Source organism: Roseateles sp. GW821-FHT09G09 (assembly GCF_059415965.1).
On the sequence record NZ_JBWKOG010000003.1, the window covers coordinates 283,096 to 306,740 of the forward strand.

General features: G+C 68.7%; 19 protein-coding genes and 1 tRNA gene. 9 read left to right on the forward strand and 11 right to left on the reverse strand.

Going from position 1 to position 23,645, the window contains the following annotated elements; translation table 11 throughout:
- Positions 1–156 precede the first annotated feature (156 nt).
- Positions 157–1,611, forward strand: coding sequence for a pectate lyase family protein (locus AC07O8_RS09745; protein WP_495047821.1), 1,455 nt, complete (start codon positions 157–159; stop codon positions 1,609–1,611).
- A 203-nt stretch (positions 1,612–1,814) separates the two neighbouring features.
- Here AC07O8_RS09745 and AC07O8_RS09750 read toward each other — a convergent pair.
- Positions 1,815–1,891: transfer RNA gene (locus tag AC07O8_RS09750), tRNA-Met, on the reverse strand.
- A 99-nt stretch (positions 1,892–1,990) separates the two neighbouring features.
- On the opposite strand from AC07O8_RS09750, the gene ftsY reads away from it, so the two are divergent.
- Complete coding sequence (gene ftsY, locus AC07O8_RS09755; RefSeq protein WP_495047822.1) at positions 1,991–3,268, forward strand: signal recognition particle-docking protein FtsY; 1,278 nt, start codon at positions 1,991–1,993, stop codon at positions 3,266–3,268.
- A gap of 42 nt (positions 3,269–3,310) precedes the next feature.
- Here ftsY and ffh read toward each other — a convergent pair whose 3' ends face one another.
- Positions 3,311–4,705 (reverse strand): signal recognition particle protein, encoded by a 1,395-nt coding sequence (gene ffh, locus AC07O8_RS09760; RefSeq protein WP_495047823.1) that lies wholly within the window; start codon positions 4,703–4,705, stop codon positions 3,311–3,313.
- A gap of 45 nt (positions 4,706–4,750) precedes the next feature.
- Here ffh and AC07O8_RS09765 point away from each other — a divergent pair, with 45 nt between their 5' ends.
- The 7 genes from AC07O8_RS09765 (at position 4,751) to AC07O8_RS09795 (ending at position 15,337) form a co-directional block, all read left to right on the forward strand.
- Positions 4,751–5,584: a cytochrome C assembly family protein gene (locus tag AC07O8_RS09765; RefSeq protein ID WP_495047824.1), complete on the forward strand. Its 834-nt coding sequence runs from the start codon at positions 4,751–4,753 to the stop codon at positions 5,582–5,584.
- A 51-nt stretch (positions 5,585–5,635) separates the two neighbouring features.
- Positions 5,636–5,968 carry a PP0621 family protein gene (locus AC07O8_RS09770; protein WP_495047825.1) on the forward strand — a complete coding sequence of 111 codons (333 nt, stop codon included), beginning with the start codon at positions 5,636–5,638 and terminating at the stop codon, positions 5,966–5,968.
- A gap of 14 nt (positions 5,969–5,982) precedes the next feature.
- Positions 5,983–7,728: a sensor histidine kinase gene (locus tag AC07O8_RS09775; RefSeq protein ID WP_495047826.1), complete on the forward strand. Its 1,746-nt coding sequence runs from the start codon at positions 5,983–5,985 to the stop codon at positions 7,726–7,728.
- Positions 7,718–9,391 (forward strand): sigma-54-dependent transcriptional regulator, encoded by a 1,674-nt coding sequence (locus AC07O8_RS09780; protein WP_495047827.1) that lies wholly within the window; start codon positions 7,718–7,720, stop codon positions 9,389–9,391. Before AC07O8_RS09775 ends, AC07O8_RS09780 begins: the two co-directional genes overlap by 11 nt.
- 687 nt (positions 9,392–10,078) lie before the next feature.
- On the forward strand, positions 10,079–13,018 hold the full coding sequence (locus AC07O8_RS09785) for a ribonucleoside-diphosphate reductase subunit alpha (RefSeq protein WP_495047828.1): 2,940 nt from the start codon (positions 10,079–10,081) through the stop codon (positions 13,016–13,018).
- 281 nt (positions 13,019–13,299) lie between these two features.
- Positions 13,300–14,484: a ribonucleotide-diphosphate reductase subunit beta gene (locus AC07O8_RS09790; RefSeq protein WP_495047829.1), complete on the forward strand. Its 1,185-nt coding sequence runs from the start codon at positions 13,300–13,302 to the stop codon at positions 14,482–14,484.
- A gap of 220 nt (positions 14,485–14,704) precedes the next feature.
- Positions 14,705–15,337 carry a histone gene (locus AC07O8_RS09795; RefSeq protein WP_495047830.1) on the forward strand — a complete coding sequence of 211 codons (633 nt, stop codon included), beginning with the start codon at positions 14,705–14,707 and terminating at the stop codon, positions 15,335–15,337.
- 71 nt (positions 15,338–15,408) lie between these two features.
- Here AC07O8_RS09795 and AC07O8_RS09800 read toward each other — a convergent pair whose 3' ends face one another.
- The 9 genes from AC07O8_RS09800 to aroE form a co-directional block, all read right to left on the reverse strand.
- A complete protein-coding gene (locus AC07O8_RS09800; RefSeq protein ID WP_495047831.1) occupies positions 15,409–16,959 on the reverse strand; it encodes a zinc-ribbon and DUF3426 domain-containing protein in 1,551 nt (516 codons plus the stop codon).
- Between the two features lie 173 nt (positions 16,960–17,132).
- The gene (gene prmA / locus AC07O8_RS09805) at positions 17,133–18,029 is read right to left on the reverse strand and encodes a 50S ribosomal protein L11 methyltransferase (RefSeq protein WP_495048129.1); all 897 of its coding nucleotides are present in this window, start codon (positions 18,027–18,029) and stop codon (positions 17,133–17,135) included.
- Positions 18,030–18,158: 129 nt separating this feature from the next.
- Entirely contained in the window at positions 18,159–19,508 is a 1,350-nt protein-coding gene (accC, locus tag AC07O8_RS09810; RefSeq protein WP_495047832.1) for an acetyl-CoA carboxylase biotin carboxylase subunit, read from the reverse strand.
- 11 nt (positions 19,509–19,519) lie between these two features.
- The gene (gene accB / locus AC07O8_RS09815; protein WP_495047833.1) at positions 19,520–19,987 is read right to left on the reverse strand and encodes an acetyl-CoA carboxylase biotin carboxyl carrier protein; all 468 of its coding nucleotides are present in this window, start codon (positions 19,985–19,987) and stop codon (positions 19,520–19,522) included.
- Positions 19,988–20,073: 86 nt separating this feature from the next.
- Positions 20,074–20,526, reverse strand: a complete 453-nt coding sequence (gene aroQ, locus AC07O8_RS09820; protein ID WP_495047834.1) for a type II 3-dehydroquinate dehydratase — start codon at positions 20,524–20,526, stop codon at positions 20,074–20,076.
- 167 nt (positions 20,527–20,693) lie between these two features.
- Positions 20,694–21,260: a TlpA family protein disulfide reductase gene (locus AC07O8_RS09825; RefSeq protein ID WP_495047835.1), complete on the reverse strand. Its 567-nt coding sequence runs from the start codon at positions 21,258–21,260 to the stop codon at positions 20,694–20,696.
- Entirely contained in the window at positions 21,261–21,857 is a 597-nt protein-coding gene (locus AC07O8_RS09830) for a hypothetical protein (RefSeq protein WP_495047836.1), read from the reverse strand.
- A gap of 60 nt (positions 21,858–21,917) precedes the next feature.
- Positions 21,918–22,664 (reverse strand): monofunctional biosynthetic peptidoglycan transglycosylase, encoded by a 747-nt coding sequence (mtgA, locus tag AC07O8_RS09835; protein ID WP_495047837.1) that lies wholly within the window; start codon positions 22,662–22,664, stop codon positions 21,918–21,920.
- An 11-nt stretch (positions 22,665–22,675) separates the two neighbouring features.
- On the reverse strand, positions 22,676–23,599 hold the full coding sequence (aroE, locus tag AC07O8_RS09840; RefSeq protein ID WP_495047838.1) for a shikimate dehydrogenase: 924 nt from the start codon (positions 23,597–23,599) through the stop codon (positions 22,676–22,678).
- Positions 23,600–23,645 lie beyond the last annotated feature (46 nt).

Genomic DNA, 23,645 nt, shown 5'->3' on the forward strand with positions numbered 1-23,645 from the left:
GACGGCCACCGTCCCCGATGCGGATCCTGCAGGTCCGTGCCGTGCGAGGCGGAGGAAACGGCGTTGGGTTCCCGAACATCTTTTTGATTCACCGCTGACCGGTGAGGGCGGAGCCATGCCCGCACCGATCGCTTCAACGACATTGGGAGACATTCGATGAAGAGCATCCGTATTGACGAGTCCGTCGCCTTGATCGCGCCGAAGCCCCCGACTGCCGGCGTGCTGCGCGCGCCGAGCCCGCGGCAAGGCCTGATGGCGATGGCGGTCGCCGTCGGGGCCGTCGCGCCGATCGGCGCGGCGCACGCGGTCGACTGGCCGTCCGGCTTCTCCAAGTGCGCGGACGAAGGCGGCACCTGCAAGGTCGGCGACACCGCGCGCCAGGTGTCCTTCGGCGTGAAGGACAAGTGGGTCATCAAGAGCTTGAAGGGCGACATGGCCTGCACGTCCGCCACCTTCGGCGGCGCGGATCCGAATCCGGGCAAGGCCGAGAAGTGCGCGGTGGGACCGGCCGGATCGCCGGCGCCATCGCCGTCTCCGGCACCCTCTCCCTCGCCCGCGCCTTCCCCGGCTCCTTCCCCCGCGCCGGCACCGGCCGGCCACAGCGGCGGCTATGCGGGCCAGGTCACCGGCGGCGGATCGGTGACGCCGATCACCGTGACCACCGCGGCGCAGATGCAGGCTGCGATCGACGCCTACAGCGGCACGGGCGGGCTCGTGATCCGTTATGCGGGCACCTTCGACTTCGGCACCATCCCCGACCCCTGCACGCAGTGGAAGAAGGCGGCGGGCGCCGTCGTCGAGGTCAAGAACAAGAGCAACGTCACGATCGAAGGCGTCAACGGCTCGGCCGCGAACTTCGGTCTCGCGATCAAGGCCGCGGCGACCAACATCATCATCCGCAACATGACGATCGGGCTGCTGCCCGGATCCATCGACGCCATCGGCATCGAAGGCCAGAGCGGCAAGTTCCCGGGCTATGTCTGGATCGACCACAACACGCTGTTCAGCTCGACCGCCGAATGCTCCGGCGCGGGCGACCTGGAGTTCGACGGCCTCATCGACAGCAAGGCCGGCGCGCACCACATCACCTACTCGTACAACTACCTCCACGACCACCACAAGGTCGGCCTGATCGGATCCAGCGACAGCGACGCGAGCGACCGCTACATCACCTTCCACCACAACGTGTACAGCAACGTCGGCTCGCGGCTGCCGCTGCAGCGCGCGGGCTACACGCACCTGTACAACAACCTCTACTCGGGCGTGCTGACCTCGGGCGCCAACATCCGGATGGGCGGCTACGCGCTGATCGAAGGCAACTACTTCGAGAACGCGCAGAACCCGGTGACCTCGCGGGACAGCTCGTCGATCGGCTACTGGGAACTGCGCAACAACAACGTGCGCAGCCCGGCCGACTTCGCGACCTACGGGATCAAGTGGGTGGCCAGCGGGTCCAGCCCGTCGCGCGACGCGAGCGACTGGACGACGACGGCGAACTTCCCGGTCGGGATCCCGTATGCGTACACGGTCCATGCACCGGCCTGCGTGAAGCAGAAGCTGCTCACGGTGGCTGGGGCGGGGAAGAATTACGCGACCTTGAGCTGCAATTGATCAGTCATTGATCGGCAGTTGTCGATCAGCCATTGAGTGGCTAACCATGAAGGAGAGGGGCCCTCGCGTCGCGACGCGAGGGCCCCTTGTCGCTGATGGGGGCGGGAGCGGGGGAGGGGTGCGGGAGACGGGTGCGGGAGGTGCCGATCCGGCGCCCCAAACGGAAAACCCCGCAGGACTTGCGTCCTGCGGGGTTTCGTATCTGGTGGCGCTTCAGGGATTCGAACCCCGGACCTGCGGATTATGATTCCGTCGCTCTAACCGGCTGAGCTAAAGCGCCTTGCGAAGACAGCGACTATAGCAAAGTTTTCGCAGACAATGCAAGCCCCGTCGATGATCACATCGACAGTCCGGCGCGCGAGTCCCACCCGACCCCTCCATGTTCAGCTTCCTCAAGAAAAAACTGGGCTTCGGCTCCGCCGAACCCACGCCGGCTCCCGCTCCCGAAGCGGCGCCGGCCCTCGACACCGCGTTTCCTCCGGCGGCCCCAGCGCCCGCCGCCGAGGCGCCGTCGACCCCGGCAGTCACGCCAGTCGTCCCGCAACCCCTGACCCCGCCGGCGGCGCCAATTCCGGCTGCCGCTCCGGTCGCCGCTCTGGCCACTGCGCCGACGCCCGTCGCAACGGCCGCGCCAGTTGCGCCTGCGCGTGCACCGGCACCTGCCCCGGCACCTGTGGCCGTGCCGAAACCTGCCCCCGCTCCCGCTCCCGTCGCGGTGGCTCCTGTTGCAGCGCCGGCGCCGGCGCCCGAGCCGGCACCGCGCAAGAGCTGGATGGACAAGCTCCGCCAAGGGCTGCGCAAGACCGGGTCGAGCATCTCCCAGGTCTTCACCGGCACGCAGATCGACGACGCGCTGTATGAAGAGCTCGAAGCCGCGTTGCTGATGGCCGACGCCGGCGTGAAGGCGACCGAGTTCCTGCTCGACGACCTGAAGCGTCGCGTGAAGGACGCCAAGGCCACCGAGCCGGCCGCCGTGCGGCAACTGCTCGTGGACGCGCTGACCGAGCTGCTGCAGCCGCTGCAGCGCCAGCTCGTGATCGGCGAGCAGTCGCCGACGGTGATGATGGTGGTCGGCGTCAATGGCGCCGGCAAGACGACCAGCATCGGCAAGCTCACGCGCCATCTGGCCGATGCCGAGGCCAACGTGCTGCTGGCCGCGGCGGACACCTTCCGCGCGGCGGCGCGCGAGCAGCTCGCCGTCTGGGCGGACCGCAACCGCGTGCAGATCGTCAGCCAGGAGGGCGGCGATCCGTCGGCGGTGACCTTCGACGCCGTCGTCGCCGGCAAGGCGCGCGGCTGCGACGTCGTCATCGCCGATACCGCCGGCCGGCTGCCGACGCAGCTCCATCTGATGGAAGAGCTCAAGAAGATCAAGCGCGTGATCGGCAAGGCGCAGGAGACGGCGCCGCACGAGGTGCTGCTGGTCGTCGACGGCAACACCGGCCAGAACGCGCTGATGCAGGTGAAGTCCTTCGACGACGCGCTCGGCCTCACGGGCCTGATCGTCACCAAGCTCGACGGCACGGCCAAGGGCGGCGTGCTCGCCGCGATCGCGCGCGAGCGGCCGATCCCCGTCTACTTCATCGGCGTCGGCGAGAAGCTCGAAGACCTGCAGACCTTCGATGCGCGCGAGTTCGCGCAAGCGCTGCTGGAATGAAAATCGGCTCCTTCGGGAGCCGATTTCCATTGGTGGGTGGGGTTACATCGGGAAACCGCCGCCCCCGCCGCCCATGAGGTTCTTGAGCCCGCCCATCTTCTTCATCATCTTCATCAGGCCGCCGCCCTTCATCTTCTTCATCATCCCCTGCATCTGGTCGAACTGATTGAGCAGGCGGTTGACTTCCTGGATGTGGACGCCCGCGCCCGCGGCGATGCGGCGCTTGCGGCTGGCCTTGGACTTGCCGTCCATCAGCAGCGACGGCTGGCGGCGCTCCTTGGCGGTCATGGCATTGAGGATGCCTTCCATGCGCTTCATGTCGCGCTCGGCCTTGTCCATGTCGGGCTGGCCGGCCTTGGCGGTCATCTGCGTGGGCAGCTTGTCCATCAGTCCGGACAACCCGCCCATCTTCTTCATCTGCGAGATCTGCGCGAGGAAGTCGTTCAGGTCGAAGCCGTCGCCGGACTTGAGCTTCTCGGCCAGCTTCTGTGCCGCCTCGACGTCCACGCCCTTCTGGACTTCCTCGACCAGCGCGACGATGTCGCCCATGCCGAGCACGCGGCCCGCGTGGCGGTCGGCGTCGAAGACCTCGAGGCCGTCGATCTTCTCCGACACGCCCGCGAACTTGATCGGCGCGCCGGTGATCTGCCGCACCGACAGCGCCGCGCCGCCGCGCGAGTCGCCGTCCAGCTTGGTCAGCACGATGCCGGTCAGCGGCAGCGCTTCCTTGAAGGCCTTGGCGGTGTTGATCGCGTCCTGACCCTGCATCGCGTCGACGACGAACAGCGTCTCCACCGGCTTGAGCGTGGCGTGCAGGTCGCGGATCTCGGCCATCAGCGCCTCGTCGATCGCGAGTCGGCCGGCCGTGTCGACCAACAGCACGTCGAAGAAGTGGCGCTTGGCGTGGTCGAGCGCCGCCAGCGCGATGTCGTGCGGCTTCTGGTCCGGCGCCGACGGGAACCATTCGGCCCCCGCCTGCTTCGTCACCGTCTTGAGCTGCTCGATCGCGGCGGGGCGGTACACGTCCGCGGAGACCGTCAGCACCTTCTTCTTGCGCTTCTCCGTCAGGTGCTTGGCGAGCTTGGCGGTCGTCGTCGTCTTGCCGGCGCCCTGCAGGCCGGCCATCAGGATGATGGCGGGCGGCTGCGCGGCGAGGTTGATGTCGGCGACGCCGTCGCCCATCGTCGCGGCCAGTTCCTTGTGGACGACCGAGACCAGCACCTGGCCCGGGTTCAGCGAGGCGGCCACCTCCTGGCCCAGCGCCTTCTCCTTCACGCGGGCGACGAAGTCGCGCACCACGGGCAGCGCGACGTCGGCCTCCAGCAGCGCCATGCGGACCTCGCGCAGCATGTCCTGCACATTGGACTCGGTGATGCGGGCTTGGCCCCGCATGGTCTTGACGAGCCGGCTCAGTCGATCGGTCAGGGTGGATGCCATCGTTTCGGCGCCGCGCAAGCGGGCGCGCCTCATTACACTTTGGAGATGATTTTATCGTCCGCCTCCGCCGAGCCCAGCGGTCTGCTCCTCGCCGCCCTCAGCGCCGCCGGGGCGCTGGCCTATGCCGCCGCCGCCGTCTTCGCCCATCGGCGGCCCCGCACCTGGCGCGCGGTGCTGGTCCTGGCCTGGCTGCTGCACCTGGCGGCGCTGGTCGTGGACATCGGCGGCATCGGCGCCGCGCCCGTCAACGGCGGGCATGCGGCGCGCTTCGGATTCGCGCCGTCGCTGTCGATGACCATCTGGCTCATGATCGGCGTCTACCTGGTCGAGAGCCGCTTCCTGCCGCTGCCCTCGGCGCAGCGGCTGCTCAGCGTGCTGGGGCTGGCGGTGATGGGGGTGGCCTGGGCCTTTCCCGGCGAGTACCGCCCCCAGGCGGGCTCGCCGCTGGCGCCGCTGCACTGGGCGATGGGCCTCGCGTCCTACGGCCTGTGCGGCGTCGCGGTGATGCACGCGGTGATGCTCAACCGCGCCGAGCGCCAGATGCGTTCGCAGAAGGGCCAGGGCGCGCCTGCATTCGGCACGCCGCTGCTGCGGCTCGAACGCCTGACCTTCCAGTTCGTCGGCGCGGGCGTCGTCGTGCTGTCGATCGCGCTGCTGTTGGGTGTCGCCTTCACCCCGCAATGGCGCTGGGATCACAAGACCTTGTTCGCCGTGCTCGGCTGGATCGTGCTGACCGGGCTGCTCACCGGCCGCCGCGTGTTCGGCTGGCGCGGCAAGCGCGCCACGCGCTGGCTGTACTTCGGCGCCGCGCTGCTGCTGCTGTCCTATGCCGGCTCGCGCTTCGTGCTGGAAGTCGTCCTGCAACGTCCCCCGGCCTGATCGCAGAATGCCCCTGATCTTCTCCACCTCGATCCTTTCGACTGCCTCATCGTGATCAAGCTGCTCTTCTGGATCGTCCTGCTGGCGGTGGTCGCCTTCATGCTCGGCTTCAAGCGCGGACGACCGGCGCCACGCGAGGATCGCGGCGGGGCGCCGTCGCCCTCGCCCTCGCCCTCGCCGTCGGCATCGTCGACCCCGCCGCCGCCCGCACGTGAGCTCGAATCCATGGTGAGCTGCGTCGAGTGCGGCACCCACCTCCCCGCCGGCGAGGCCGTGCCCGGGCGCGGCGGCCTGTTCTGCAGCGTCGCGCACCGCGCCGCCCACGAGGCGCGCCTGGACGCGGCCGAGGCGGATCGCGCCCGCGGCGGCGGCGCCGGGACCTGAGCGCCGGAGCCCGCATGGCCACCAACGAGGCCCGCGGCGCCATCAGCGCCAGCACCATCCAGCGGCTGTACCGCGCCTTCATGGGCGCGCGGGCCGCGCTCGGCCTGGCCCTGCTGGCCACGCAGTCGCTGGCCGGCCTGATGGGCGCACGGCCGACGGGCTGGGTCGCCCTCCTGGCGCTCGTGTACGGCGTGCAGACGGTGCTTGCATGGTTGCTGCCGCGCTGGTTCGGCGGCGGCGAGGTCCCGTCCAAGGACCGCGCCGGCCTGAGCGCGCGCCAGTTCATGGTCAGCATCGGGGCCGACCTGATCCTGTTCACGGCCTTGCAGCTGCAGGACCCGGGCGGGCCTTACGGCGCGTTGTTCTTCATGCCCGCGTTGATGGCCGGCGCCTTGCTGCCGCGCCTGCGGGCGCTGGGCTGCGCGGCGCTGCCGAGCCTGGTGCTGCTGACCCTGTCCGGCTGGGCCGTGCTGAGCGAGCGCGACGGCGCCTTGCGCATCAGCCAGGCCGGCCTGCTGGGCTGCGGCCTGTTCGTGGTCACGCTGCTGTCCAACGAGATCGCCTCCCGCCTGGCGCGCGAGGAGCGCGCCGCGCGCGGCAGCCTCGAATACGCCCGCCAGCAGGCCGACCTGAACCGTCTGGTCATCGAGGAGATGGAGGAGGGCGTCCTCGTCGCGGACCGCCGCGGGCTGGTGCGCACCGCCAATCCGGCGGCCCGCGCGCTGCTGGCCGAGGGCGCCTCGTTGCGCTCGGGCGCCTTCCGGCTCGACACGACGCCGGCCTGGAAACCGTTGCTGCGCGCGATCGAGAAGGCGTTCGGCGGCGAGCAGTGGCCCGAGCCGGGCCGGGACCTGCTGCTGGACTTCGGACGCGGCAAGCAGCGCTCGCTGCGCGTGCGGATGCGTTTCACGCAGCGGCCGGTGGACGGCGACGACCTCTGCGTGCTGTTCCTCGAGGACAACCGGATGCTCGAGGCGCGCAACCGCCAGGAGAAGCTCGCGGCGATGGGGCGCGTCTCCGCCGGCATCGCGCACGAGATCCGCAATCCGCTCACGGCGATCGCGCAGGCGAACGCGCTCATGGCCGAGGACTTCGCGGACGACCCGCGGCTGGAGCCGCTGACGCGGATGGTGACGTCCAACGTCGAGCGGCTCAAGCGCCTGGTCGACGACGTGATGGAGGTCGCGCCGGGCATCGCGCCGGTGTCGCTGACGCTGGCCGTCGCGCCGCTGGTGCGCGAGTACTGCGCCGACTGGGCCGCCACGCAACGCCTGCCCGAGGGCGACGCCAGCCCGCTGCGCATCGAGGTCTGGCGCGACGGCTTGCTCGTGAGCTTCGAACCCGAGCATCTGCGCCGCGTGCTGATCAACCTGCTGGACAACGGCCTGCGGCACGCGCGTCCCGGGCCTGGCGCACTGCGCGTGCAGCTGGCCGAATCGGACGAGTGGGTCCGCCTGTCGGTATTCAGTCGCGCCGAGGCGATTCCGCCCGAGGTCGAACGTCATCTGTTCGAACCCTTCTTCTCGACCCGCAGTCGCGGGTCCGGTCTCGGCCTGTACATTTGCCGCGAGCTTTGCGAACGCTACGGCGCCCGGATCAGTTACCACCGCCACGCCGCCGCGGGCGCCGGGCCGGACGCCGAAGCCAACGAATTCCGCGTGCTGCTGCCGCGACCGGTGACGCCGGCCGGCTTGCTGGCCTCGATCCCGTCCGCGGGACCCGACTCCTATTTCCCCGATACCGAACTCCATGAGCGCTGATCCCCGCCTGCTGGTCATCGACGACGAGCCCGACCTGCGCACCCTCTACGAGATGACGCTGCTGCGCGAGGGCTTCACGCTGGACAGCGCCGGCACCGTCGAGGACGCGCTGGAACTGCTGGGCGCGCGCCGCTACGACGCGGTCATCACCGACATGCGGCTGCCCGACGGCAGCGGGCTGGACATCCTGCGCTGGCTCGAGCAGCAGGGGCGCAGCGAGCGCGCGCTGGTGATCACCGCCTACGGCTCGGCGGAGAACGCCGTCGAGGCGCTCAAGGCCGGCGCGTACGACTACCTGACCAAGCCGGTCGACCTGCGGCAGTTCCGCATGGTGGTCGCGTCGGCGCTGGGCCGCGCGTCCAAGGCCGAAGGTCCGGTGCCGAAGCCGTTCTCGTCGGCCCCGCCGGCGGCGGCGGCGGGTGCGGCGATGGGCGCGGCGATGGGTACGTCGGCGAGCGGGCCGTCCATCGCCCAGGCGCGCGCTGCGGCCGCCAGCGCGGCGGACGACGCGTTCGCGCCGACCGCGCCGGGCACGTTCGACATGCTGCCCCCGGCGGATGCGCCCAGGCCCGGCACGCCGGAGCGGCGCAAGGCGCCCCGCCCGGCTCCGCCGCTGACCGGCTCCCCGTCGGCGCTGGCGCGGCTGGTCGGCGATTCGGCCCCGATGCGTCAGGTGCGCGAGCTGATCGAGAAGGTCGCGCGCAGCATGGCGCCGGTGCTGATCAACGGCGAGTCCGGCACCGGCAAGGAACTGGTCGCGCGCGCCATCCACGACGTCAGCGCGCGGCGCCCGCACCCGTTCATCGCGGTGAACTGCGGCGCGATCCCGGAGCAGCTGCTGGAGGCCGAGTTTTTCGGTTATCGCAAGGGCGCGTTCACCGGCGCGAGCGAGGATCGCGAGGGATTCTTCCAGGCCGCGCAGGGCGGCACCCTGTTCCTCGACGAGATCGGCGACCTGCCGATCGCCATGCAGTCCAAGCTGCTGCGCGCGCTGCAGGAGCGCTCGGTGCGACCGGTCGGCGCGGTGGCGGAGATCCCCGTCAACGTGCGCCTGCTCAGCGCCACGCACAAGGACCTGACCGCGGAGGTGGCGGGCGGTCGTTTCCGGCAGGACTTGTATTACCGGCTCAACGTCATCCAGATCCGCGTGCCGCCGTTGCGGGAGCGCATGGAGGACCTGGCGCCGATCAGCGCCCGGATCCTGCTGCGCATCGCCGCCGACGCCGGCGTGGAGCCGGTGCCCGCGCTGACGCCGGCCGCCCTGGCGACGCTGTCGCGCTACAGCTTCCCCGGCAACGTGCGCGAGCTCGAGAACCTGCTGCACCGGGCGCTGGCGCTCTCCAGCGGCGACGGCATCGACCTGGCCGATCTCGGCCTGCCCGACAGCGTGCTGGGCCTGGACGACGCGCCGACCGACACCGCTTTCAGCCCGGTCGATCCGTCGCTGGCCGTCGCGCTGCCGGCCGAGGCCGGCGGCGGCGCACCGCTGCCCTCCGATCTGGCCGCCTACCTGGATGAGGTCGAGAAGCAGATCCTGCTGCGCGCGCTCGAGCGGCATCGCAACAACCGCACCGCCGCCGGCGCGAGCCTGGGCCTGTCCCTGCGCCAGATGCGTTACCGCATGGCCCGCCTGGCCATCTCCATCGGCGGCGACGAGTCCTGATCGCCAACCGGACTCCCAAGGCCCTCGGGCAGCGGCTGTCAGTGGGGCCGGAATGATGCGAGGGGTTCGCGGACGCGATGCCCCTTGCGTCGTGGAGTGCCCGCGCCTGGCGACCCGCAGTTGGGCGGTCCAGAACCTGCGCTTCTCGCCGTCAGATGCGCGCATTGCGACCATGACCCCACCGCCGGTAGCGGCTACGGGAAGGTCCTGATCGGGACTTGTCCTACCCCCCGGGGACAGCCCGCGAAGTCGTCATCGGATTGCCATCGTCGCAAGCGCAGCAGCCATGGGCGTTCGCGGCGCATTCGGGCCGCCAGACCGCGTCAATCCTTGCGCTCCGCACACGATGCGCGAATCCATCGGGGCTGTGCGGGGTCAGGTCTTCCGGCTAGCCCAGCAGGGGGTGGGAGTCAAGCGGGGAGGACGCTACCGCTAGTTCCTTGAAGGTCCGCAGACCACTAGATATAGTGTTTTGCATGCTATCCTGCTGACTTCGCAAACACGGCGATGAATGCTCCATCAGAAGTCTTGTCCGCGGTGCCGGCCCCCCAGCCGGAGACGCGGAACCATCAAGTCCCGGCGCATCAGCAGCATCGCGAACACCACCTGACCCCCTGATCGTTTGGCCCTTCGGAAAAGCCGGGCCGGGCGCAGCATTTTTTGTTTTCAGACCAGAACGAGGAACCCATGCAGACAGTCGCCGCCACACCGACCGCTGAAACGGGCCTGGCGCAGGCTCCCCGCGAGTCCGCCGCCGCTTCGGCCAGCTTCCCGCAGCATCAGATCATCCGCCGCAACGGCGCGGTGGTGCATTTCGAGCCGAGCAAAGTGGCGGTGGCGATGATGAAGGCGTTCCTCGCGGTGCACGGCACCAGCGGCGCCGCCTCCGCCAGCGTGCGCGAGACCGTCGACGCGCTGACCGACTCCGTGACCCGCGGCCTGCTGCGTTCGCGCCCGGCCGGCGGCACCTTCCACATCGAGGACGTGCAGGACCACGTCGAGCTGGCGCTGATGCGCGGCGGCCACCATGAAGTGGCGCGCGCCTATGTGCTGTATCGCGAGCGCCGCACGCAGGAGCGCGCCCGCCAGGGCGAGCAGCAGCAGGCCGCCGTGCTGGAGTCCGGCATCTCGGTGACCGAGAACGGCGTGCGCGTCCCGCTCGACCTGGACAAGCTGGCCGCGCTGATCGCGTCGAGCTGCGAGAACCTGGGCGCCGACGTCAAGCCGGATCCGATCCTGGCCGAGACCAAGCGCAACCTGTACGACGGCGTGCCGATCGACGAGGTCTACAAGGCCGCCATCCTGGCCGCCCGCACGCTGATCGAGAAGGATCCCGGCTACACGCGCGCCACCGCCCGTCTGCTGATGCACACGATCCGCCGCGAGATCCTGGGCGAGGAAGCGACGCAGGCCGACATGGCCACCAAGTACGCCGACTACTTCCCGGGCTTCATCAAGAAGGGCGTGCAGGCCGAGCTGCTGGACGAGAAGCTGCAGCAGTACGACCTGGCCAAGCTGGGCGCCGCGCTGAAGGCCGAACGCGACCTGCAGTTCGACTACCTCGGCCTGCAGACCCTGTTCGACCGCTACTTCCTGCACGTCGACGGCACCCGCATCGAACTGCCGCAGGCCTTCTTCATGCGCGTCGCGATGGGCCTGGCGCTGGGCGAGATCGACCGCGAAGCGCGCGCGATCGAGTTCTACGAAGTCCTGTCGACCTTCGACTTCATGAGCTCCACGCCGACGCTGTTCAACGCCGGCACGCGCCGCTCGCAGCTGTCGAGCTGCTACCTGACGACGGTGGCCGACGACCTGGACGGCATCTATGAGGCGCTGAAGGAAAACGCGCTGCTGTCGAAGTTCGCCGGCGGCCTGGGCAACGACTGGACCCCGGTCCGCGCGCTGGGTTCGCACATCAAGGGCACGAACGGCAAGTCGCAAGGCGTGGTCCCGTTCCTGAAGGTGGTCAACGACACGGCCGTCGCCGTGAACCAGGGCGGCAAGCGCAAGGGCGCCGTCTGCGCCTACCTGGAGACCTGGCATCTGGACATCGAGGAATTCCTCGAGCTGCGCAAGAACACCGGCGACGACCGCCGCCGCACCCACGACATGAACACGGCGAACTGGATTCCCGACCTGTTCATGAAGCGCGTCATCGAAGGCGGCGACTGGACGCTGTTCAGCCCGTCGACCTGCCCCGACCTGCACGACCTGTTCGGCAAGGCGTTCCAGACCGCCTATGAGGCGTACGAGGCCAAGGTCGATCGCGGTGAGCTCAAGCTCTACAAGCGCATGCCGGCCCGCGACCTGTGGCGCAAGATGCTGACGATGCTGTTCGAGACCGGCCACCCCTGGATCACGTTCAAGGACGCCTGCAACGTCCGCAGCCCGCAGCAGCACGTGGGCGTGGTGCACTCGTCCAACCTGTGCACCGAGATCACGCTGAACACCAACGACAACGAGATCGCGGTCTGCAACCTGGGCTCGGTCAACCTGTCGCAGCACGTCAAGGACGGCCAGATCGACCAGGAGAAGCTGAAGAAGACGGTGTCGACGGCGATGCGCATGCTCGACAACGTCATCGACATCAACTACTACGCGGTCAAGAAGGCCCGCGACTCGAACCTGCGCCATCGTCCGGTGGGCCTGGGCATCATGGGCTTCCAGGACGCGCTGTACCAGCTGCGCGTGCCGTACGCCTCCGACGCCGCCGTCGAGTTCGCCGACCGTTCGATGGAAGCCGTGTGCTACCACGCCTACTGGGCCTCGACCGAGCTGGCCGCCGAGCGTGGCCGCTACAGCAGCTACCGCGGTTCGCTGTGGGACCGCGGCATCCTGCCGATCGACTCGCTGGACCTGCTGGCCGAAGCCCGCGGCGGTTTCGTCGACGTGGACCGTTCGGCTACGCTGGACTGGGACGCGCTGCGCGCCAAGATCGCCCGCGACGGCATGCGCAACAGCAACTGCGTGGCGATCGCGCCGACGGCGACGATCTCCAACATCATCGGCGTCGATGCGTCGATCGAGCCCTGCTTCGGCAACCTGTCGGTGAAGTCCAACCTGTCGGGCGAGTTCACCGTGGTGAACGAGCACCTGGTCCGCGACCTGAAGAAGCTGGGCCTGTGGGACGACGTGATGGTGATGGACCTCAAGCACTTCGATGGCTCGCTGCGCCGCATCGATCGCGTGCCTGAAGAGCTCAAGCAGCTCTACGCGACCGCGTTCGAGGTCGACACCGTGTGGCTGGTGGAAGCCGCCGCGCGCCGTCAGAAGTGGATCGACCAGGCGCAGAGCCTGAACATCTACATGGCCGGCGCGTCGGGCAAGCGCCTGGACGACACCTACAAGCTGGCGTGGCAGCGCGGTCTGAAGACCACCTACTACCTCCGCACGATGGGCGCGACGCATGCCGAGAAGAGCACGGTGCAGAACGCCGGTCAGCTCAACTCGGTGAGCAGCGGCGGCGGCGGCCTGAGCGCCGCGCCGGCCGCGTCCGCGCCGATTTCCGTCGCGCCGATCGCTGCTTCCGTCGCTGCTTCGGCGGTGCCGGAACTCGGCAACGCGACGCCGGCCACCGACGTCACCTTCTGCGCCATCGACGACCCCGGTTGCGAGGCCTGCCAGTAATCGAAACCGGAGGTGCCGGCGTCACGCGCCGACACCTCCGACGCTCGCGATGCGAGTGTTCATCGATGTTTGCGGCGATCGGCGGTTTTTTCCGCGACGCTTGCCGACGATCGATGAACGCTTGATCTGACGTCCCGCCGCGCTCATCAAGAGGCGCGCAGCACACGGTCCCACGCCGCCAATGCGATGCGGACCAGCAACAGCGAAGCGGCGTCAAAGTCAAGAAGTCCTTTGTGTTTGAACACAACACTCCGATAATCCGCGACCATAGGAAGACCACCATGCTGGTTTGGGAAGAAGACCGTAAACCCTCGAGCAACGCGCCGCAGTCGGGCGCATCGATCCACGCAGCGACGCCCGCCGTCGCGCGTGATGCCGCCGCCTCCGCGGCTGGCTCGGTGTCCTCTTCTGCTTCGTCCTCCGCGGCCCCCATCGCCGACGCCGTCGAGCGTCGCGTCAACGTCGCCGACAAGCGCATCATCAACGGCCAGACCGACGTCAACCAGCTGGTGCCGTTCAAGTACAAGTGGGCGTGGGAGAAGTACCTCGCCACCTGCGCGAATCACTGGATGCCGCAGGAAGTGAACATGTCGCGCGACATCGCGTTGTGGAAGGACCCGAACGGTCTGACCGACGACGAGCGCCGCCTGATCAAGCGCAACCTCGGCTTCTTCGTCACCGCCGATTCGCTGGCCGCCAACAACATCGTGCTGGGCACCTACCGCCACATCACGGCGCCCGAAGCCCGCCAGTTCCTGCTGCGCCAGGCCTTCGAGGAAGCGATCCACACGCACGCGTATCAATACATCGTCGAGTCGCTGGGCCTGGACGAGAGCGAGATCTTCAACGCCTATCACGAGGTGAAGTCGATCCGCGACAAGGACGAATTCCTGATCCCGTTCATCGACGCGATCATGGATCCGAACTTCGTCACCGGCACGCCCGAGAACGACCAGACGCTGCTGAAGTCGCTGATCGTCTTCGCCTGCCTGATGGAAGGCCTGTTCTTCTACGTCGGCTTCACGCAGATCCTGGCGCTGGGTCGCCAGAACAAGATGACCGGCGCGGCGGAGCAGTACCAGTACATCCTGCGCGACGAGTCGATGCACTGCAACTTCGGCATCGACCTGATCAACCAGATCAAGCTCGAGAACCCGCACCTGTGGACGCCTGAATTCCGCGCGGAGATCAAGGCGCTGTTCCAGAAGGCCGTGGAGCTCGAGTACCGCTACGCCGAGGACACCATGCCGCGCGGCGTGCTGGGTCTGAACGCGGCCATGTTCAAGGGCTACCTGCGCTACATCGCCAACCGCCGTGCGACGCAGATCGGCCTGGAACCGCTCTTCCCGAACGAAGAGAACCCGTTCCCGTGGATGAGCGAAATGATCGACCTGAAGAAGGAACGCAACTTCTTCGAGACGAGAGTGATCGAATACCAATCGGGCGGCGCCCTGTCCTGGGACTGAGTCCCGGTGCGGAGCGACCCTCGAGCATTGTTTGTTGAAGAAGAGATCAAGCTTGGCGATGCACTTTGAGACCGACGCAGAAGCGGCTCGAGCGCATCGCACCCCGATTCACCGCACCGCGGATCGCAACTCCCGCGCGTCGTGGGCGGTGAATACCTGCACCGGCATCAACCGGTTGATGACGGGCAGGGCTATTTCCACTTGATCAAGGAGAACTGAAATGGCAACTGCGAAGAAGGCCGCTCCGGCCAAGAAGGCGGCTCCGGCCGCGAAGAAGGCTGCTGCGAAGAAGGCTCCGGCCGCGAAGAAGGCAGCTCCGGCGAAGAAGGCTCCGGCCGCCAAGAAGGCCGCTCCGGCCAAGAAGGCTGCTGCGCCGGCGAAGAAGGTCGCTGCGAAGAAGGCAGCTCCGGCGAAGAAGGCCGCGGCTCCGAAGAAGGCGGCTGCTGCGAAGAAGGCAGCGCCGGCGAAGAAGGTTGCAGTGAAGAAGGCTGCACCGGCGAAGAAGGTCGCTGCCGCCAAGAAGGCTGCGCCGGCCAAGAAGGTCTCCGCCGCCAAGAAGCCGCCGGTCAAGGCGTCTGCTGCCAAGGCTGCGAAGCCCGCCGCGAAGAAGGCTGCTCCGGCGAAGAAGGCCGCTGCGCCGAAGAAGGCTGCTGCGAAGGCTGCCCCCAAGGCTGCTGCCGCCGCCAAGCCTGCTGCGAAGCCGGCCGCCAAGAAGGCTGCTGCGCCGAAGAAGGCTGCCGCCAAGCCTGCCGCTGCCCCTGCCGCGAAGCCTGCCGCTGCACCGGCTCCGGCCGCGAAGACCGCGCTGAGCCCGCAAGCCGCGTGGCCCTTCCCGACCGGCAACAAGCCCTGAGCTTGAGCGATGACCGGGCCTTCGGGTCCGGTCCTCTCCCCCAAACCCGGTTAACGCCGGGTTTTTTCTTTTCAGGGATAGAACAGTTCGACCGAGTAGCCGCTGATCTTCTGCGCGCCGCTGTCGAACACCACCTGCAGCTGCTGATCGGTCCCCGCGGGCAACGCCGTGCGACCCGCCTGCATCTCGGTCGGCGACAGCATGCGACGCACGACGAGCACGCCGCTCGCGTCGGTGAGGCTCAAGTCCACCCACGGCTGCGCAACTTCCCAGTTGCTGCGGTTGCGCAGGCTGATGCTGAAGCGGTAGTGATTGCCGGCGCCGGCCGGATTGAGGCTGCTGCTCTCGACGCTGAGCGCCTCGATGTGCTGCCAGGGCTTGATCTCCTGGCCCATCGCCTGTGCGACGGACACCAGCATCGGTTTCGCCTCCGGGTACTGCGCGGCGATCGCTTCGCGCGCGTGCCACAGCAACTGGCCCATCAGCCCCAGCGCCAGCACCGTGGTCACGCCGACCAGGGCGATGCGCACGCCGGGACGATTCCAGCGTCGCGCCGATTCGGCCTGGCGCATGAAGCTCGGCAACTGGTCCGGCATCACGCTCGGCGAACCCTGCACGGAGGCCGCGTCGGACATGGCCGCTCGGGCTGCCATCAACTCGGACTCGGCAGCCAGCACCGTCATCGTCGTCTCGGGGCTCTCCGTCGTCGCGCGTTCGCGCCGGCGTCTGAACAGCGACCATGGGCGACGCGGCTTGGCGGGCTTCTTCGGCGCCTGCCTGGCCGCTTCCTTGGCTGCCTCCTTGGCTGCCTTCCTCGCCGCGATCTTGGCCGACTTCGCCGCGCGCTTCGCGTCGGCGATCGTGTCCTCCTCCGCCGCCATCATCGAGGAGCTCGGCTCGAGCGACGGTTCCGCCCCTGAGGACAGCTCGTTGGCGCGCAGTTGCGCGGCGGTGGCGGGACTCAGCGCGAGCGTCACGTCCGGGCGCTCGTCGTCATCGATCATCGGCGGCGGCAGCTCGTCCTCCTCGAAGCGCATGCCCTTGGGTTCGGGCAGATGCTCGCGAGGATCGGGCGACGCGGGCGCGTCGAGGAAAGGCTCGCGACGCTCCTCGAACGACGGTTCGTCGAAGCGCGACGCCGAGGCCTGGAAACGTGCGTCGACGACGTCGTCCGTGGGCTCGGGGTCGGGTACGCGACGCGGCGGCGCGAAGGGATTCAGCGATTCATCGTCGGCCGCCATCCAGCCGCTGTCGCGCGGTGCCTGGTGGTGCGTCGGTGGCGTCGGCGCGAAGATCGGCGCGGGGCCGAAGACCGGCGGGGGCGGCGGCGGCAAGGGGGCCGGCCGGCTCGGCGCGAAGTCGCCGGGATGCGAGGCATGGGCAGGCGCGGACGGCACGGGCGCCGGCGGGGCGGGATGACGCTCGATCGGCGCGGGCTCGGCCGGCGCGCCCAGCGGCGGCCACGGCGGCGGGCTGTCGCGCTCGAGGTCGAACAGCTGCTCCCGGGCGTCGAAGACTTCGGCGCAGCGGCCGCAGCGGACCCAGCCCTCCGAGACGCGCAGCTGGTCCTGCACCACCCGGAAGATGGTGCCGCAGGTCGTGCAGCGGGTCGCGAGATTCATGGGCGCGATGATGCCACGAAGCAGGGTCAGTCCTTGCCGCGAACACCCCCAGGTTGACACTCGGTCACCGGGTGGGCGAGGGCGGAGAACCGTCTGTTCATCGGGGCTGGCGGGCGGTGGGTCGGCGGTGGATCACGAGGCGGCGGTGGCGGGGACGCGGCGCGGGCGTGTCGTCAGGCCGTGCGTTGCGCGGTCATCAGGATCCAGCCGTCCTCGCTGTCCGTGACCTCGAGCTGCACATGAGGCGCGTAGGCCGCCTTCAGCTCCTCGGCCTGGCGTTCGAGGATGCCGGCCAGCACCAGGTGCGCGCCGGGGCGCAGGTGGTTGCACAGCAGCGGCGCCAGCAGCTTCAGCGGGGTCGCCAGGATGTTGGCCAGCACGACCGGGTACTCCCCGCGGGCGGCATCCGGCAGCGCGGCATTCAGTGTCACGCCGTTGTCCTTGGCGTTCCGTGTGGAGGCGATCAGCGCGGCCGGATCGATGTCGACGGCGTCGATGGCCTTGGCGCCGAACAGGCCGGCGGCGATGGCGAGGATGCCCGAGCCGCAGCCGTAATCGAGCACGCGGTCCCAGCCGGCGGCCTCGGCGCCGTGGCGCGCGATCCAGCGCAGGCACATGCGCGTCGTCGGATGCGTGCCGGTGCCGAAGGCCAGGCCCGGGTCCAGCCGCATCACCTGCTTCGCCTGCGCGGGCGCCTCGTGCCAGGACGGCACAATCCAGAACTCCGGCGTGATCTCGACCGGCGCGAACTGCGACTGCGTCAGCCGGACCCAGTCCTGCTGCGCGATCGTCTGGATCGACTGGACGTGCACGTCCTCCGCCCAGTCCTGCGCCAGCAGCAGCGTCGCGGCCTCGGTCGCCTCCTCTTCGGTGGCGAACAGCGCCTTCACCACCGAACGATCCCAACCGGCGCGCGGCGCCGGCATGCCGGGCTCGCCGAACAGCGCGCGCTCGGCGGGCGTGTCGGCGTCGGCATCCTCGACCGACACGGCCAGCGATTCGACCTCCATCAGCGCGTCGCTGACGGTCTCGACGTCCTCTTCGCGGCAGATGAGCACGAGCTCGTGCAGCAGGGGATCGTTGGCGTGGTCTTCGCTCATGGCGGCTCCGGGACTTCGATGGACTTCTGAAATGGAGAAGCCCTCAAGGCGGACTCGCGTCCACGCCTGAGGGCCTCGGTATTGTCGCTTAGCGCGAGATCAACGTTTGTGCGCGGCCATCCACTGTTCGAGATAGTGGATGTCGGTGCCACCCTCGATGAACTTCGCATCGGCCATGAGCTCGCGGTGCAGCGGGATGTTGGTCTGGATGCCTTCGATCACGGTCTCCGACAGCGCGATCCGCATGCGGGCCAGCGCCTGCTCGCGGGTGTCGCCGTGGACGATGATCTTGCCGATCATCGAGTCGTAGTTCGGCGGCACGAAGTAGTTGGTGTACGCATGCGAGTCCACACGCACGCCGGGGCCGCCCGGCGGATGCCACATCGTGATCCGTCCCGGCGACGGGATGAACTTGACCGGGTCCTCGGCGTTGATCCGGCACTCAATCGAGTGGCCGCGCATCGTGATGTTGCGCTGCGTGAAGGGCAGCTTCTCGCCCGCGGCGATGCGGATCTGCATCTGCACGATGTCGATGCCGGTCACCAGCTCCGTCACCGGGTGCTCGACCTGCACGCGGGTGTTCATCTCGATGAAGTAGAACTCGCCGTCCTCGTACAGGAACTCGAAGGTGCCCGCGCCGCGGTAGCCCATCTTCTTGCAGGCGGCGGAGCAGCGGTCGCCCACGCGCTCGATCAGGCGGCGCGGGATGCCCGGTGCCGGCGCTTCCTCGATGATCTTCTGGTGGCGGCGCTGCATCGAGCAGTCGCGCTCGCCCAGCCAGACGGCGTTCTTCTGCCCGTCGGCCAGCACCTGGATCTCCACGTGACGCGGATGCTCCAGGAACTTCTCCATGTAGACCTGCGGATTGCCGAAGGCCGCGGCCGCCTCGGCCTTGGTCATCTGCACCGCGTTGACCAGGGCGGCCTCGGTGTGGACGACGCGCATGCCGCGTCCGCCGCCGCCGCCGGCCGCCTTGATGATGACCGGATAACCGATCGCGCGGGCGATGCGGACGACCTCCTTCGGGTCGTCGGGCAGGGCGCCTTCCGAGCCCGGCACGCAGGGCACGCCGGCCTTGATCATGGCCTGCTTGGCCGAGACCTTGTCGCCCATGGTCCGGATGTTCTCCGGGGTCGGGCCGATGAAGGTGAAGCCGCTGCGCTCGACGCGTTCGGCGAAGTCGGCGTTCTCCGACAGGAAGCCGTAGCCGGGGTGGATCGCCTCGGCGTCGGTGACTTCGGCCGTCGCGATGATGGCCGGCATCGACAGGTAGCTCTGCGCGGACGGTGCGGGGCCGATGCAGACGGCCTCGTCGGCCAGCTTCACGTACTTCGCGTCGCGGTCCGCTTCCGAATACACGACGACCGACTTCACGCCCAGCTCGCGACACGCGCGCTGGATTCGCAAAGCGATCTCCCCGCGATTCGCGATGAGGATCTTCTTGAACATCTCGGACCGCCTTACTCGATGACGATCAGCGACTGGCCGTATTCCACCGGCTGGCCGTTCTCGGCCAGGATCTTGACGATCGTGCCGGACTTGTCGGCTTCGATCTCGTTCATGATCTTCATCGCCTCGATGATGCAGATGGCGTCGCCTTCCTTGACCTGCTGGCCGACCTCGGCGAACGGCTTGGCGTTCGGGCTGGAGGCGCGGTAGAAGGTGCCGACCATCGGCGACTTGACGATGTGGCCGGTCTCGACGGCCGGGGCCGGCGCGGCGACGGGCGCCGCGGCGGCGGCGGGCTGCGCGGCGACCGGCTGGGCGGCCGCCTGCGGCGCGGCTTGCATCATGGGCATGGCGGCCACGAGGGGCTGGCCATCGGACTTGACGATGCGCACCTTGCCATCGGCTTCGGTGATTTCAAGTTCAGAAATGTTCGACTCGGACACGAGGTCGATCAGGGTCTTGAGCTTGCGCAAATCCATAAGAACTCTCCAACGGGGATCGGTGATCGGTGGTGATCTTCGGTGATGTCTTCCAGCCCGCGACGCGGATCGACGGGCTGCGGCGCTCAGGCGGACGAGGCTGGCCGGCTCAATTGTTGAAGCGCGAACTGCAGGGCCAGCCGGTAACCGGTCGGACCCAGGCCGCAGATCACGCCTTCCGCAAGCGCCGACAGGTAGCTGTGATGGCGGAACGGTTCGCGCTTGTGGATATTGGACAGGTGCACCTCGACGAAGGGCAGCGCCACCGCCGCCAGCGCATCGCGGATCGCGACGCTGGTGTGGGTGTAGGCCGCCGGATTGATCAGGATGAAGCGCGTTCCATCGCGACCCGCCGCCTGAATGCGGTCCACCAGCGCACCTTCGTGGTTGCTCTGATAGCTCTCCAGGGCTACGCCGGCTTCCTGCGCGATCTGGCGAAGATCTGTATCGATCTCCGCCAAAGTGGTCGCGCCATACACCCCAGGCTCGCGGGTGCCGAGCAGATTGAGGTTGGGGCCGTGTAGTACCAGGACTTGCATTCAGCGACCGGTCCCGCCAATTAGAGCGAAGACACTAGAAGCGTAAAAGGGTGGACTTTACGCGTTTTGAGACCAGATCCCGGCAGCAAACCAAAAATAAACCGCTTGACCCGCTTGGGGGCGCCCGCTATGGCCGCAGACCGCTCCTTCTAGGGGTTGACCCGCGGTCAGGCTTGGCTGCCCCGCGCCATCGCGCGCAATTCCTCAAGGTTTGTCGCGCCGAGTTTGCGCCAGATCGGTTCGCCTTGAGGACCGAAGGCGACGGTGAACGGCAGCCCGCCCTTGGCGTTGCCCAAGGTCTTCGACAGGTCGGTTCCGGTCAATCCGGCCAGCGCGACGGGGAACTTCAGCGGAATTTTCTCCAGGAAGCCGCGCACCGGCGTCGGTGCGTCCACGGCCAGCCCGAGCACCTGCCAGCCTTGCGCGCTGAACTCGTCGTGGAACTGGTTGATCTCGGGCAGTTCCTTGACGCAGGGCGCGCACCAGGTGGCCCAGAAGTTCAGCAGCAGCGGCTTGCCGCGCAGGTGGGCGGCCGGTTGGTAGGTCTGCTGGTCCAGGGCGTCGAAGCTGGCGTTCCAGAAGGCCGCGGCTTCCGCCGACAGCGGGCCGGCGGGGGCGGTGGCGCCGGCACCGCCCTGGGCCGCCTGCTTTTCATGATGCAGGGCGAGGTAGGTGCCCGCACCCGCCGCCACCAGGCCCGCGGCCCCCAGACCCAGAACAGCACGTCGTTGCATTCAATCGTCCTTCGCAGTCATCAGTTGGCGCAGCGCGGCAAGGTCGCCGCGTTCGGTCCGGCCGCGCGCATCGGGCTTGAGCCCGCCGCGCAGGTCGTCATGGTCCAGGATGGTCAGGGCGATCGCGACACGTTCGTTCAGCGCGCGGCAGGGCGCGTCGATGATCAACTGGTCCACGATGGCGCCCTTCGCGTTGCGCGATTGACCGACGTCGAAATCGATGCCCTGGTTCAGCAGCGCGATCTCCGTCGATTTGCTGTCATCGCAATAGAGCTGCAGGTGGATGGGCGACAGCCGCGTGGCGGTGCCGCGCCAGACGGCGCCGGTGATGTGCGGCCGGAACTCGGCCAGGCGCTCCATCCAGACGGCGGCCAGCTCGCGCAAGGCCTGCAGTTCGGCGGGCTGGGTCTCGGCGCAGAAGATGTCCAGGTACTCGCGGACCTGGTCCTCGAGCTCGTCGTTGTTGGGCAGCGCGGTGCGGGGCGGCAGCCCCAGCACCTTGAGCGCGCGGGACTTGGCGGGGCCGTATTCCAGGCCTTCCTCCACCACCAGCCGGGCGGCGGTGGCGGCGATCTCGATCGTCAGTTCGGATGTCATGGCGGTCTCCCGGCCCGGGTCGGGCGGTCCGGAGGGCGCGTGAAAGTCGGGTGCGGGACCTCAGGGTACCTCGACGCCGCCCATCCGGGCCTCGATGGTGCCAGCACGGCCAAGCACATAAGGCGAACCTGGGCGCTTCTCGAACCGCTTCGGTGCCGGCAGCATCACCGCGAGCCGCGCCGCCTGGTTGGTCCCGAGCCTGGACGCGTCGACCCGGTAGTAGTGACGCGCCGCGGCCTGGGCGCCGAACACGCCTTCGCCCCACTCGACGTTGTTCAGGTAGATCTCGAGGATGCGCTGCTTGCTGAGCATCGTTTCCAGCATCAGCGTCAGCACCAGTTCCTGGCCCTTGCGCGCCAGATGGCGCTCGGAATTCAGGAAGAGGTTCTTGGCCAGCTGCTGCGAGATCGTCGATCCGCCGATGACCTTCGGGACGGGCGGCGGCTTGGCGGGATTGGTCTTGGCGAGCCGGGCGGCGCGCTTGTCGGCCTGCTCCTGGGCGCGCTGGTTCCTGTCCCAGGCCTTTTCGAGCGCGTCCCAGTCGACGCCGCCGTGCTCGTTGAAGCCGGCGTCCTCGCTCGCGATCACCGCGCGCTTGAGGTTGCGGCTGATCAGCGCGTCGTCGACCCATTGCTGGGACCAGAGGATCTGATGCTTCTCGCGCAGCAAACGCATGGCCTCGGAGCGCTGGAAGGTCGTCGACTGCGGCGACACGACCGCCATCAGCGCGATGCGCGCCGCGAAGAAAAGCTGCAGGCAGAGGACGCTGACCAGCAGCATCCCGGCAAGGCGCCAGAACTGTTTCATGCCTGGTGACCTCAGTGAGGCGCCAGTCGCTGGCGGAGGTCCGCGAGCACCGTCGCGCTGTCGGGGCGCACGCCGCGCCAGAGGAGGAAGGCCTCGGCCGCCTGCTCGACCAGCATGCCCAGGCCGTCGCGCTGCGCGCCGCCGGAACCGGCCTGGCCGGCGGCCCAGTCGAGGAAGGGCGCCGTCGACGGGCCGTACATCATGTCGACGGCCAGACCGCCGCGCGCGAGCACCGGCGCGTCCGGATCGGGCAGTGGCAGTCCGGCGCCGCTGAGCGAGGCGCTGGTGCCGTTGATCACCACCTCGTGGCGTCCTTCGGGCGCCGGGGCGTCGAGGCCGCCGGCGCTCAGGCGCACGCCGTGTTCCGCGGCCCAGGCCCAATGGCTGTCGGCCAGCGCGAGGGCCTTGTCGGCATTGCGGTTGACGACGCGGATCTCCGCCGGCCGGCCGGTGATCAAGCTGCCGAGCACGCCCGCCGAGGCGCCGCCGGCGCCGATCAGCAGCACGCGCTGGCCGCGCAGCGGACGCGCGGCGTTGCGTTCGATGTCGGCGAGCAGGCCGGCGCCGTCGGTGTTGTCGCCGAGCCATCCGCCCGCTGAAGCGTCGTCGAAACGGAAGGTGTTGACCGCGCCGGCCAATTGCGCACGGGGTGTCCTGCGGACCGCCAGGCGGAAAGCCTCGAACTTGAACGGCACGGTCACGTTGCAGCCCCGACCGCCGGCGGCGACGAACGCGCGGATCGATGCCTCGAAGCCGTCGAGCGGGCAGAGCAGTCGTTCATAGATCAGCGACTGGCCGGTCTGCGCGGCGAAAGTGGCGTGGATCTCGGGCGAGCGGCTGTGCGCCACCGGATTGCCGGCGACCACGTAGCGGTCGATGCCCGCACTGCCATTGGCAACCGGGTTGGAGGTCGATGCGGACGGATCAGCGCTCATGGCATTTCCCTGGAGGACAGGACGGGGCGACTGGTGCCGGGCGCGC